Annotated in this window: 11 protein-coding genes and 1 riboswitch; of the genes, 4 read left to right on the top strand and 7 right to left on the bottom strand. The window is 28.3% G+C overall.

Features of this window, described 5'->3' with window-relative positions:
* Nucleotides 1–250: 250 nt before the first annotated feature.
* Nucleotides 251–2,191 carry a DNA topoisomerase IV subunit B gene (gene parE / locus ACOBWH_RS03940; RefSeq protein ID WP_424527244.1) on the bottom strand — a complete coding sequence of 647 codons (1,941 nt, stop codon included), beginning with the start codon at nt 2,189–2,191 and terminating at the stop codon, nt 251–253.
* A gap of 124 nt (nt 2,192–2,315) precedes the next feature.
* Between parE and plsY the strand changes: the two genes are divergently transcribed.
* Nucleotides 2,316–3,116: a glycerol-3-phosphate 1-O-acyltransferase PlsY gene (plsY, locus tag ACOBWH_RS03935; RefSeq protein WP_424527242.1), complete on the top strand. Its 801-nt coding sequence runs from the start codon at nt 2,316–2,318 to the stop codon at nt 3,114–3,116.
* Nucleotides 3,117–3,419: 303 nt separating this feature from the next.
* On the opposite strand, the gene ACOBWH_RS03930 is transcribed toward plsY, so the two are convergent.
* Together ACOBWH_RS03930 and ACOBWH_RS03925 are read right to left on the bottom strand one after the other, a co-directional pair.
* Nucleotides 3,420–4,501, bottom strand: a protein-coding gene (locus tag ACOBWH_RS03930; protein WP_424525752.1) for an IS3 family transposase whose coding sequence is annotated in 2 segments (ribosomal slippage) — nt 3,420–4,261 and nt 4,261–4,501 — 1,083 coding nt in all. Because the reading frame shifts where the segments join, the coding sequence is not laid out codon by codon here.
* 216 nt (nt 4,502–4,717) lie between these two features.
* On the bottom strand, nt 4,718–6,118 hold the full coding sequence (locus ACOBWH_RS03925; protein ID WP_424527240.1) for a BMP family ABC transporter substrate-binding protein: 1,401 nt from the start codon (nt 6,116–6,118) through the stop codon (nt 4,718–4,720).
* Nucleotides 6,119–6,210: 92 nt separating this feature from the next.
* Nucleotides 6,211–6,310, bottom strand: a riboswitch (purine riboswitch).
* A gap of 646 nt (nt 6,311–6,956) precedes the next feature.
* Here ACOBWH_RS03925 and ispG point away from each other — a divergent pair.
* On the top strand, nt 6,957–8,051 hold the full coding sequence (gene ispG / locus ACOBWH_RS03920) for a flavodoxin-dependent (E)-4-hydroxy-3-methylbut-2-enyl-diphosphate synthase (protein WP_424527238.1): 1,095 nt from the start codon (nt 6,957–6,959) through the stop codon (nt 8,049–8,051).
* 240 nt (nt 8,052–8,291) lie between these two features.
* Here the strand turns inward: ispG and ACOBWH_RS03915 are convergent, their stop codons facing one another.
* On the bottom strand, nt 8,292–8,765 hold the full coding sequence (locus tag ACOBWH_RS03915) for a protein-tyrosine phosphatase family protein (protein ID WP_424527236.1): 474 nt from the start codon (nt 8,763–8,765) through the stop codon (nt 8,292–8,294).
* Nucleotides 8,766–8,768: 3 nt separating this feature from the next.
* Complete coding sequence (locus ACOBWH_RS03910) at nt 8,769–9,695, bottom strand: deoxyribonuclease IV (RefSeq protein ID WP_424527234.1); 927 nt, start codon at nt 9,693–9,695, stop codon at nt 8,769–8,771.
* A gap of 90 nt (nt 9,696–9,785) precedes the next feature.
* Here ACOBWH_RS03910 and ACOBWH_RS03905 point away from each other — a divergent pair, with 90 nt between their 5' ends.
* Both ACOBWH_RS03905 and ACOBWH_RS03900 read left to right on the top strand, forming a co-directional pair.
* Complete coding sequence (locus ACOBWH_RS03905; RefSeq protein ID WP_424527232.1) at nt 9,786–10,028, top strand: hypothetical protein; 243 nt, start codon at nt 9,786–9,788, stop codon at nt 10,026–10,028.
* On the top strand, nt 9,989–10,765 hold the full coding sequence (locus tag ACOBWH_RS03900) for a hypothetical protein (RefSeq protein WP_424527230.1): 777 nt from the start codon (nt 9,989–9,991) through the stop codon (nt 10,763–10,765). Before ACOBWH_RS03905 ends, ACOBWH_RS03900 begins: the two co-directional genes overlap by 40 nt.
* Here ACOBWH_RS03900 and ACOBWH_RS03895 read toward each other — a convergent pair.
* Nucleotides 10,762–12,033 (bottom strand): YitT family protein, encoded by a 1,272-nt coding sequence (locus tag ACOBWH_RS03895; protein WP_424527228.1) that lies wholly within the window; start codon nt 12,031–12,033, stop codon nt 10,762–10,764. The genes ACOBWH_RS03900 and ACOBWH_RS03895 overlap by 4 nt on opposite strands.
* Nucleotides 12,034–12,137: 104 nt before the next feature.
* A complete protein-coding gene (gene fib / locus ACOBWH_RS03890; RefSeq protein ID WP_424527226.1) occupies nt 12,138–13,676 on the bottom strand; it encodes a cytoskeletal motor fibril protein Fib in 1,539 nt (512 codons plus the stop codon).
* Nucleotides 13,677–13,994 lie beyond the last annotated feature (318 nt).

The raw sequence follows: 13,994 nt of genomic DNA, 5'->3' as shown, positions 1-13,994 counted from the left end.
GACAAATTTTGGATAATCAATCTGATAAAATAATTTTTGTCCTAGGGTTGTTAAGGCTCAACAATCTGACTGCTTGTGATAAATAAATAGTTGTTGGTTATGTGTTAACAATAATAATGTTCGAAAATATTCTAATGTTTGTTCATTGACCGTATTAATTAACCTAATTAAAGACAGTGACTAAGTTTGACATTAGTTTGATTCAAATCAGTAATTAATGTTTTAATTGCTGGTAGTAACATCATCACCCTTATCGATTGATAATTGGTTGAAAATCATCTTCTAACGTAAACTTAACATTTTCATCAATTCAATCTTTTCGTTTTCTAGCATCATCACCCATTAAAGTTACAATTCGTTTTTCAGCCATAAGAGCATCATCAATTGTTACTAAAATTAATTGGCGTGTTTCAGGGTCCATTGTTGTTTCTCATAACTGTTCAGCATTCATTTCCCCTAATCCTTTGTAACGTTGTAATTCAAACTTATCTTTTAAAGTACTTAGTTTTGTTTTCAATTCATTTTCATCTCAAGCATAATCAATTTTTTTATTTTTAGTATTCAAAATTTTAAATAATGGTGGTAAGGCAATATAAACACGATGATTTTCAATTAATGGACGCATATAACGATAAAAGAATGTTAATAATAATGTTTGAATATGAGCCCCATCGGTATCAGCATCGGTCATAATAATAACTTTCCCATAATTAGCATCTTCAATATCAAAGGCATTTCCAACGCCAGCGCCAATGGCATTAATCATTACATTAATTTCTTCATTATTCATTAAGTCTTGCATTTTTGCTTTTTCAGCATTAATAACTTTTCCTCGCAACGGTAAAATTGCTTGGAAACGACGATCACGTCCTAATTTTGCACTTCCGCCGGCTGAATCTCCTTCCACTAAAAAGATTTCATTGCTTAATTTATTCCGGTTTTGGGCTGGTGTTAATTTTCCAGTTAATAATCGATCACTATTCCCCCGTTTTTTATTGTTTCGTGCTGCTTCACGAGCTTTTCGCGCTTCTTCACGAACATTTCGTGCTAATAATGCCTTTTCAATAATGGCATAAGCACTTGTTTTATTTTCTGTTAATCAAAAACCAAATTGTTTTGTGACAATTATTTCTACCGCTGTTCGTGCATCATAAGTTCCTAATTTTCCTTTTGTTTGTCCTTCATATTGAATTAAACTTTCTGGTACTTTTACGGAAATAATTGCTGTTAAACCCTCGCGAGTATCGGTTGAATCCAAGTTTTTATCTTTTTCTTTTAATAATCCTTCTTTTCGCGCATAATCATTAATAACTTTTGTTAGTCCGCTACGGAACCCAACAACATGACTTCCTCCTTCACTTGTTTTAACATTATTGGCAAAACTAAGTAAATTTTCATTAAATTCAGTTGAATATTGTAAAGCAACTTCAACTTCAATTTCCTTTTCGAGACCTTTCATCATTACAATTGGGGTAATGTTTTTCCCCCCTTCATTCATATAACTGATGAATTCTTCTAAACCATTATTAAATAAATATTCTACTGTTTTGTCAGCGCGATCATCAGTTAACGTAATTTTAACCCCACTATTTAAAAATGCTGATTCACGAATTCGTTCTGAAATTGTTGAAAAAGAAAAATCAATTACTTTAAAAATCTTTGAATCAGGTAAAAAAGTAACCGTTGTTCCTGTTTCATTTGTTGTCCCAATTTGTGTTAATGGTTGTTTTACTTGACCACCATTACCAAATTTAATATGTCAAATTTTTTGATCACGATAAATTTTAACATCAAAAACGGATGATAAGGCATTAACAACCGAAGAACCAACCCCATGTAATCCTCCCGATGTTTTATATCCGTCACCACCAAATTTTCCCCCAGCATGAAGAACTGAAAAAATAATTTCAGGGGTTGATTTTCCCGAAACATGTTTTCCCGTTGGCACACCACGACCATTGTCTTGAACGGTAATGGCATTGTTTTTATGAATAGTAACATTAATTTCAGTACAATACCCGGCTAATGCTTCATCAATTGAATTATCAACAATTTCTCATACTAAATGATGTAATCCACGTACATCAGTTGACCCAATATACATCCCAGGACGTTTCCGAACAGCATCTAATCCTTCTAGAATTTGAATTGATGATTCATCATATTTTAAAGTGTTATTTTCTGTACTCATATTTTAATCATTCCTTTTAATTCTAATTTTCACTATAACTATCATATATTATAATAGTTTTATTTACAATTATTTACAAAATTATTTCTAATATACTATATAATAGTAAAAGAGAGGTGACAAAATGACATTATATGGATATCTAGGAACAATAATTGCTGCAATTATTGGATACTTAATTGGATCTTTTAGTTGATCAATTTTTATTAGTAAAACCCTTTATAAAATTGATGTTCGAAAATATCATTCAAAAAATGCTGGAGCCACAAATACTAGTCGTGTCCTAGGCAAAAAATGAGGTTTTGGGATTATGTTTTTAGACATGTTAAAAGTGACAATAACAATGTTTATTGCGTTTGGAATTAGTTGTATTAATATTAACGGTGTTAATTTTGGGTCAACTAGTTATTATATTCCAGCTTTTTTTGTTTTAATTGGACATTCATATCCAATTTATTATAAGTTTAAAGGAGGGAAAACAGTTTCTTCTTTTTTGGGGTTATTATGAATGACTAATCCTTACTATTTTTTAATTGCAACTGTCGTATGATGAACTACAATCTTTATTTGAAAACGTGTTTCTGTTTCTTCAATTTTAGCTGCTTTATTTACGGATGCTTTATGCTGAATTCCTCAATTAAGTGGAATTGATATCATTAATTTTAATGGTGATTTATTACAGAATTCACATGTTGTTTGAATGAATTACTTACATTATGTTAATTATCATAATTATTATGATAGTTTAGCATTAATTAATATTGTTATTACTTTAAGTGCTATTTTCTTAATTTTTAAACATCATCAAAATATTGTTTGTTTATTCAAAGGAACTGAAAAGCCTTATGATTTTAAAGGTAAATCTGATTTGGCAGCAGGAAATATTACAACCAATAATGAGAATAATTCGGTAAAAAAAGCATAATTAATAATTGTAAATTACTTAGTAATTTACAATTATTTTTTTGGACTGTAGTTTTATCACCATAATGATAAAATGGCGTATAATGAAACACTGCTTTGCCAAAAGTAAAAGTACCATCATAGCCCCCACCATTAGCAAAAATACGATCAATACCATTATAATTTTAATCGGTATTGTATTATCCTGTTACTTGCTGATAATTAAATAAATTAAGATCTAATATTTTTTATTCTTTTTAGTTAAAAACAAGATATAATCTTGTTTTTTCTTTTATTGGAATGGCAACACTTTTTAGAACACTTTTTATGTAGACTTCTGATTTCTAAATTCAACTGGAGTTAAGTAATTCAAACTACCATGAATTCGAATATTGTTGTATCAATTAATGAAATTAAATAGTTCCAACTTTAATTGTTCTAAATTTTTAAATTTTCGACCATTAATAAATTCAGTTTTAAAAGCTTTATAGGTTGTTTCAGCTACTGCGTTATCGTAAGGGCAACCTTTTGCACTTAAAATTTCTTCAATAATTTTATTTTTAAATTCATTACCACGATCTGTATGAAACAACCTAATTTGATTTAGTGGTCATGTTATTTTATAAAATGCCTGCTGAACTAGTTCAGCAGTTTTATTTGTTCCAGCGCTATAGCCAATTACTTCACGGTTAAATAAATCAATTAGTAAGCAAATATAATGTCATTTTGAACCAACTTGAACATAGGTTAAATCGCTCACAATAACTTCATTTTGTCTTTTATTACTAAACTCACGATTTAGAATATTACTAATTTGATCATTATTTACAGGAGATTTATGATTGCGATATTTTAATTTAGTATATTTTGATACTAAATTATTTATTGCCATAATTCTTCTAATTTTTTGTCGAGATAAAATAATGTTCTTTCTTGCTAAAATAATTTTAATTTTTCTAGCACCATAAACTTTATAGCTTTCTTTAAATGCACTGATAACTTCATTTTCATAAATATTAATTTCAGTTTTAGTGATCTTATTAATTTGATAATAATACTTTGATTTTGCTATTTTTAATATTTGACACATTTTCCTCACTGAATATTTGTCTTTATTGTTAGTAATTAATATTACTTTTTGCCGATTATCAGTGCTGCTTGCTTTAAAATATCATTTTCCATTCGTAATTGTTTGTTTTCTTTTCGCAACTGAATAAGTTCATTTTCTTCAACAGAGCGATTGTCTTTAGCTTTAAAAGAACCAGAATTCTCAAATTTTTTTACTCATTGATAAAGAACTGCCTTTGAAATTTTATATTCGTTAACAATTTCAATATTACTTTTACCATTTTTATATAACATTACGATTTGTTTCTTGAATTCATCGGTGTACTGGTTTTTTGCCATTTTTATATTCCTGCTTTCCTAATAATTTTAGCTTATTTTTTTACAGTCTACATAAATATGGTCCAAGTTATTGTAACCTATCCAAAAAATCTTTACTCTATATAAAATTTGTCCAAAAAACCCTTGCCATTCCAATTAGAATTTTAATTTTATTACAAATAATTTGATATAACAAATCTAATTTATTTAAGTCAAGTTTAACTTTATTTTATTTAACTATAGAGCATTTTCAATTGCTGTTAATAAATATTGTTTCAATGTTGTTTGATTTTCATAAGTATTTTGAAGTGTACTAGAAAAAGTATTCATTCCAATGGGAGGATGATTATCAATTCCATCCTTATATGCTTGTTGCAATACGTTTACCATTTTATCAAACGAAGTATTTTTTGTCTGATCATCAGTTACATTATGCAAAAAATTAACTAAGTTTGTTTTGACTCACTTTGTTGTTTCAATTCTCGTTCATGATGGATGGTCAATAGAACTTTGGTCAGTATTAATTCAACAATTTTTTGTACGATTATTTTCATTTCAATCATTATTTTTTGGATCATAACCACATTCTGATGAATAAATATTTTCTAAAGCATCAAAAGTTGAGGTTGAAATTTGTTTTAATGCACTTGTTACAACAATATCTTCACCATAAATTTTTGATTGTTCAGTATCAACGCCAACAATCTTTGCATTAATTTTATTAATCCTAATTTGATTAACAGTATCTTGAACTTGTGCACCAGCAACAGGAAAAATAATTTTAGCACCACGAGATAATAATTCATCACTAATAATTTTCCCATCCCCAGCTTGAAACGATTGTGAAAACCATGATTCATTTTTATTTAAAACGTTTTGAACTTTAGCAACTGGTTGTAAATTAGTAATATTGCTATTAATAACTTGAACCTGCTTTAAAATTTCATCTTTTAAATAATTCATTTTTTCGCCTGGCACCGAATTAATAATTGCATTAAAAACATCAGCGCCAACTAAAAACCCTCACATATAATTTGAAACGGCAATTGGATTATCCATTCCACCATAACTTCCAATTTTTAATTGATTATCATATTCTTTTTGATGCGCATTCAAATAAATACTTGCTGCTAAACTCGCATAAAACCCTGACGCCTCTGCTTGATAAGTAATGCCAATAATATTTTTTGCTAATGGTCCACTTGGATCCATATTAATATGAACACCTTGACCACTTCCATCAATATAAATAATATTATCAACCAAACCTGCTGCTCAACCAATTGTATTGCCATGATTAAAACCAGGCAACACTAATGTCTTTGCACCAGCAATAGATGAAGTAATATAAGCACTTTTAAAATCTCCCGGAGTTTGACTAACTGGTTCAAAATAGCTTGCTCGTCATTTTGAGTTCTTTCATTGTGCTAATGGTGTTGTTGGGTTTACTCTTGAAACAACATACTTACTAGCACCTTCTCATGTTGCTTGGTTAAAAGCAAGATCACTTGTGGTTCCACCATCAGTGATGACTCAAATGCTACTATCAAAAATATATTTCTTTGCACAAGCAACAACACTAACAATAGATGTTCCAACAACAACAATTGTTGCAAAAATTTGTAAAAGCCTTTTCATTTCTTTGCTCCTTTTTTAAATTTAATATTTCTAAAAAAATAAAAAACATTAGCCCGTTATTTTCAATTAAAATGTGAAGGGTTAATGTTTAAAAAGCAAAACCATTAACCTATAGAGTCTTTTTCCCATGGTAAGACGTAGAAACGCTAGACCATATTTCTAGCATATACAGGTATATTATTTATTTTCATATCTACATCATAACTCTTTTTCTTATAAAATGCAATTTAAAAAAACAAAAATTAAAATAGAAATGAAAAAAACAATCCGGGTGAGATTGTTTTTTTAGGGTATCCATGAAGTATAAGATAAATATAATACAAAGTATGGTCATATTGATAGGGCTAAACTTGTGCTATTTATTATAATTAATAAATGTACAAATTCTTATACTTCTCTAGACATTTATAATTATATAGTTCAAAAAATAAAATTCAACAATATTCAATTAACTTTTTATATTTTTTTCCATATTTGGAAAAAAATGGAATATAATTGGAATAACATAAAAAACCCTGATTTTACTGGGTTTTAATAATATTTAAAATACCTAATAATGCTTCTATTTCGGCTAACATCTAAAATAATTAATTTGAGCAAACGATCAAAAAGAACCAGAATAACACAAAAACTAACTTTAATATTGAATTTATCTGCTTTTAGTCGTATGATTATTGTGAAATTATCTAAAGGGATAATCCAATAATTATAATTTATGTAAAACTTAAAAACCCTGATTTTACTGGGTTTTTTCAACTCCCCTACCGATAGACCCAACTCCCCTACCGTTCTACTTTTACATAAATATATTATTGCAAAGATAAGGAATGTTTAAACAATGAATAAACGAAATAACACGAGAAAAGTAATGATTGGTAATGTCCAAATTGGTGGGCAAAATAAAGTTGTTATTCAATCAATGACCAATACAAAAACACATGATATTAACGCTACATTAGCTCAAATTAACCAATTATATCAAGAAGGCTGTGAAATTGTTCGAGTAGCAGTATTAGGAAAAAATGATGCGGCAGCGCTAAAAACAATTGCTGAACATGCTCCGTGTCCTTTAGTGGCAGATATTCACTTTAACCATGAATTTGCTTTAATTGCAGCTGATGCTGGAATTAGTAAAATTCGAATTAATCCTGGAAATATTGGCAGTATTGAAAATACCAAAAAAGTTGTTGCAAAATGTCAAGAAAAAAAGATTCCAATTCGAATTGGTGTTAACTCAGGGAGTCTCCCTTTAGATCTAGTCAACAAATACGGTTGAACTCCAAAAGCAATGATTGAAAGTGCTCGACGTCATATTGAAATTTTAGAAAATCTAGGATTTTATGATATTATTTTATCGTTAAAAGCAACCGAGGCATTAATGGCAATTGAAGCTTATACCTTAGCTAGTCAAGAATGAAACTATCCACTCCATTTGGGAATTACTGAAGCTGGTAGCCATCATACCGGAACAATTAAGTCATGTAGTGGATTATCGCCCCTTCTCTTTAATGGTATTGGTGATACAATTCGGATTAGTTTATCAACCGACCCAATTGCTGAAGTTGAAGTTGCAAAACGAATGTTAAATGCGCTTGGACTTTATGACAATGTTGTTGATGTCATTGCTTGTCCAACTTGTGGACGTCTTGAATATAATCTCTTTCCTGTTGTAAAGGAAATTGAAGAATATACCAAAGATATGAAGTTCCCATTAAAAATCGCCATCTTAGGTTGTGTTGTTAATGGTCCTGGTGAAGCAAAACAAGCTGATCTTGGAATTGCTGGGGGAAAAAACGGTGGCATTATTTTTAAAAAAGGTAAGATTTATAAATCATGTAAACAAGAAGAACTTGTTCCTGAATTAAAATTACTTATTGATGAATATCATCGGGACTGACAAGAAAAAAATCAGTCTAATAAAACTAAGTTATAATTTATGTTACAATTAAAAAGTGGTAAAGAAAATAGAGGTGAAGAATAATGGATGTATGTTGTCCCACAAAAAACCATGATTGTATGTCATGTCGTACCTGTAGTAAACCAAAAGTAGGATGTCGTTCTTGTTTAATTTGTATTTCTTGCACAGATTGTGTTAATAAGAAATGTGAGTGTTGTAAAGACAAACGTTAATAAAATAAAAATCTAAGTGAATATCACTTAGATTTTTATTTTATTAATTTGAAATTAAATGCGTATAAGGAAATTCATTAAGTAAAAAATCAAATCATCCTGGATTTGGATTAATATATGGATAGATTCGTTCAAACTGTTCTAAAGCACTATCAAAATAATCATCATTAATATATCCTTTGGCAACTAAGTACATAAAAACAATTGAAGCACTACGATTAACACCCCAAATACAATGAACATAAATTTTTTTAGTCTTAATATTATTATCAATAACTTTTAATGCTTGAATGACAACATTAACATCTAACTCTTGCAAAGTTGGATAATCTTTAAAATTAAAATAAATATGTTGGTCATCAATTCAAATAAATTCTTGATTATCATTTTTGATATTGTGCTTTTGAATTTGCTCACGATAAATTTCAGCCGCACAACCAATTACTAAGTTTGCATCTTGTGGAATACTATGACGGTCACCAAGATATAAATTGGTGATAATTTTTTTTGCTGACATTTTTTATTCTCCTACATCTATTATTACTTTACCATTTACTTGAAACGGGTCTGTAAACTGTTTTGCCTTTATCATTGCAATTTCAGCTCTATATGGCGCAAAAGCTTTTCCTTTTTCGCCAACATATGGTGTTTCTAAAATTTTTATCATTCCATTTAACTTTGGATGATAAATAATTTTTAAAATTATCTCAAATCCTAAATAACCATAACCAATGTTCTCATGTCGATCTTTATGTGCATTCAAAGGATTTTTACTATCATTAATATGTAAACATAACAAACGGTCTAAACCAATTAATTGGTCAAATTGATTGATAATATCATCCAAGTCTTCTTTAAACTGATAACCAGCATCATGCATATGACAAGTATCTCAACAAACCCCAATTTTATCCTTCAGTGTTACATTATCAATAATATATTTTAATTGCTCAAAGGTAGTCCCTAATTCACTACCCTTTCCAGCCATTGTCTCTAAAGCAATTTTTGCTTTTTGATTTGGACTTAACACTAAGTTTAAACCTTCAACAATTCGGTCTAAACCAACTTGCTCTGGAGCACCAACAGCACTACCTGGGTGCAAAACAATTGTTTTAATTCCCATTTCATCAGCACGAATAATTTCTTTTTTTAAGAACTCAACAGCAATTTCAAATGTACTAGGATTTGTTGTATTACCTAAATTAATAATATATGGGGCATGAATAATAACATTATCAATTGAAAAATGTTGTACCGCTAATTGCTGATAAAATTCTGAAATAAAAAAATGATCAGTACTAACACGAATCGTGTTTTGAGGTGGTCCAGTATAAATCATCATCGCATTAGCATCATTATTTAAACTTTCTGTTAATGCACCTAACAAATAATCTTGTTGTTTGTTCATACTAACATGACTTCCAATAATTAAATTATAATCTTTCATTTTTTAATTTCTCCCTTTCTTTCTCGTTGATTTTATAATATCATATATAAAGATAAGAAAAAATAATTTATTAATAATGAAAGAATTATAATGGTTAACGAAGAAAATATTAAACAAATTGAAGCAACAATTGATAATGTTTATCAAAAAGTAATTACAAAAAAGAAAGATAAAATTGTTACTTGACAATGAATTAATTTATTTTGTTATCTTTTCATTATGGTTAGTTTATTTCTTGCTATTTTTAGCTTTGTTGTTACATATGATTTTCATTTTCAACTAAAAAAAGCATTTTGTTACCAGTTGGAATTGTGGCGTTACTTTGTTTTATAGCAAGTACTATTCTCATTATTTTTATTAAAAAACAACAAAAACATTTAACACAACAAATTAGAAACAATATTGACATTAAATTGTTAATTAACTTATATAATGATATTTTTAGCAAAATAATACCCGATTTAACAATTAGCGACATTACAACAGCATTAACAATCACCCCCACTAATCATTATCCAATTAACGAATTTAAAGTGAATGATAAAATTATGGTTGGACAATATCAAAAATTAAACTTTAATATTGGTTCTATTAGTCAAGCAACAACAACCGTTGTTGATAACTTGCAACCAAATTTAATACCAAAACCATATAACATTCAATACTACCGTTATTTATTTTTAACAATCACAACACCACAACTTCAAAATAATAATTTTGAAATTAATCGAAAAAATAAATATCATAAAAATAATTTAACCTTTGATATTTTTTTTTGATATGATCAAACTAATCCAAATATTACTACAAGTTTAAAAAAACTTATTTTCGATAATATGGTGACTACTAACTTAATTCCAAATATTAAAGTTGCAGCACAGACATTGTCACTACAATTAGCAACCATTTCAACAAATAGTTGAATTGATAACTACGATAGTTTTTTTAATTTTAATATTAGTTTAAATAAAAACGTCATGCTTGATAATATGATTGAAACCATTAAGCATGACTATCAAACTTTACAAAAAAGTTTTGTTTGATTAAATTTAATTTTAGAAAATAATTAATATTTATCAACTTTATAATTGGCAATAATCTTATCTAATTTATGCGATAAGATTTTAGCATCTGGATCAGAAACAACAATTGCGGCTTTGACCCATTTATATTCTAACAAAGATGTTGAAACAATAATTACTTCATTATTGATATCATTTCCTTCATAATGATCACGAGCAGGAATACGAACAATATCATTTGGATAACGAACATACTGTAACCCCGAAACAACCGCATCCCCTTTTGAAGTAATAATCATTAAACTACGATATTTAAATTTTGGGAAAATAATGTCAATTGTAATTGATTGAACCACCACAAATAAGTATGACGCAAATAAAACTGGTCCAAAGAAGTATTTCGCTTTATGACTTGCAAAATCAAGACCATACAACCCATTTTCATCAATATTAAAACCAAGTTTTTTAATTGCATCAAGATGGCTTGCTCAATCTTTTCCGAAATAAACCCTAGTAATTTCACTACGATTTAACAGTACCGTATGAATTGCTAACATTACAATAACAATAATATAATTAACAATGCGATTATAATTTGCAATTGATGTTTTCTTTTTCACAGAATAATAAGCTAAGACAAAGTCCGTTCCAGCCGTTGAAGCACCACCCTTATAAACTAATCCATAAGCTATTCCGTTTAAAATCCCAGCCACCGCGGCAAAGACAAATAATCAAATTTGATACATTCCACCATAATTACTAAAAACATTTAAACTATTATAATTAGTAATAAAAAACAGTTCTTGTGGATTAATCAGTGGGATGTAAGCAAAAGCAAAGTGAAAACCATTTTGTAATGCAATATAAACAATTGTTCGAATCGAAAACCGAATCCCAACTTTAATTACTCCAAAAATAAATAATGGTAAATTAAGAATAAAGAAAAAAGCTCAATACATGCTTGTTTGAAATGCCAGTTGATCTTGGCTTGGCCAAATTGCAACGACAACCCCCCTTGCAATCGCTCCAATTCCACTTGGCATAATTCCGTAACTTGTTGTTGCGGCAATAAAATAATCATAACTAACCATTGCTAAAAACGCGGCAAAAGTAATATAACCATAATCACGAAATAATCGTGATTTAAAATAAGATTTAAATCGTAAATTAAATTCTTTTCGTGAAATCCGTTCACGACTTCTTGTTTTCCGATGGCCCTCTTTATATGCGTCGATTGTTTTACTTTCAACATCTTCTGGGCCAACTCCCGAGGTATTATTATTTTGTACTACATCTGTTTCTTCATCATATGTCATACTTTACATTTCCTTATCCTTTCTTAACCTTAATTACAAATAAGTATAACACTATCTTACAAAATAAAAACAACCCTTGGGTTGTTTTTTAATAAAATTAATAATTATTCACTTCTTAAACGAATTGTAACTTTGAATGAACCAACTTTAATTGGATCATAATCGTTTCTAGTAATATCCACAACTGTATAATCTTTTTGTAATTTTTGGTTTAAGTTTCCAAATTTAACTCCTCTGTTTGCTCCTTTATTTGAAGGAATAAACACTGGGATTTTACGATAGTCTAATGCTGGGATTGTCATATAAACAACGATTTGTTGATATGGTGAGTCAACATCTTTTAATGCTTCATTTAAATACTTAATAAATTCATTGCTTACTAATTGTGCACCAAAGTTTTTATCTTCAACAAATTCATGTGATTGGTTATGTGTAATGTAAAATGAAATTCTAGCATCAACATTTACTAATAAATATTTTTCTTGTACTGTTGCACCATTATATGTATATGATGATTTATCTTGACATTTTTCAGCAACTGCGGCTGCAATTTCATTAGCAACTGTTTCAATTTTATATAATTTTTCATTATTTAAATCATATTTTGCTGATTTATTTCATAATAATTCATCATCATTAACACGAACTTGTTCTAAGAATAATAATTTACGTAATCATTTTTTCGGAGCATTTTTTCATTCATCTTCTCCTAAGATTACTTTACTTGGTCCTTCGTTTTCCTTAGTTTTTGATCTCATTACTTGAATGATATCTAACGCAACAGGCGTTCTTTCTTGTTTATCAACTAGCATTAATGAAGGTCCAAATCCCGATAATACTTTATGCGTATTTAGTTTAAATAATTTAATTCATTGGTCATGTTTGATTTCAAATAATTCATTAATTGAATCTAAATCATCTTGTGATGATTGTGATAAATCAATAATGTAATTTGAACTTAATAAGTTAAATAATCTTCTTAATAAGTATTTTAAAGTATTTACTGTTTCATACATTTTAAATTTATGAATTGGATCATTATCTCATGGTGATAATGCGTTATTGTAAATAATTTTTAAAGCAATATAATTAATGCTTGATTTTTTAGCAACTTGTGCAATTGCACCAGCTTCAGTATCAATCACATCAATTGTGTGACCATATTTGTCAACCATTTCTTTAAATTGTTTTGAGTTATAAATCAACATATCTGCTGTTCCAGTAACTCCTTCATTCAACCCTAATTTAAAGTCTTTAACAACCTTAGCAAATTCACCATCGAATTGGAATGACTCAGGTTCATTAACAATTTGTCCATATTTAATATCTTTGAAAACTGTTAAGTCTGCATCACGATAAATAAATTTTGTTGAAATTGTTGTATCTCCTGTATCATGTTTGTCATTTGTTGACAAGGCTAAATCTATGTTTAAAATTGTTTGTAAGCCAGGATATTTTTCTAATAAGTAAGTAATAGCCATTGCAGCATTTGCTTTACCATAACCTACTGTTGCAATAATGAAAGTTTTTCCATGGTACTTAACATGTTGGATAACACAGTTTTTTCATCAATATTTTTTTACTGTTTTGATACTGTGCTTATCTTTCATTGTAAAATATGCCGTTGAAATAACACCGATCATTTAATTTCCACCTCTATTTTCTTAATAATTAATTTCCAAAATTGATTATTTTTAGTGTATCTTACTATAATTAATATTTGACTATATGCAAAATACAACTAAAATCATTGTATCGTATTTTTAATAAATTAGCAATGGATAATGTTAAAATGTTAAAAATTATTAAATTAATAAAAATTATTTTGTTTTTTATTTTTAAAATCAATAAAAATTATTTTCTATAAAGAATATTAAAATAACAATTATTTTTATTTAATATTTAACATTAAACATTAAACATAAAGAATATCTCATTTCTGTCTTAAACTTCTTGTTCCT

The sequence above is a fragment of the Spiroplasma endosymbiont of Glossina fuscipes fuscipes genome (assembly GCF_049669535.1).
Classification (GTDB): Bacteria; Bacillota_I; Bacilli_A; order Mycoplasmatales; family Mycoplasmataceae; genus Spiroplasma.
Note: the sequence above shows the minus strand (reverse complement) of the source record. Positions and strands in the feature narration are given on the sequence as shown.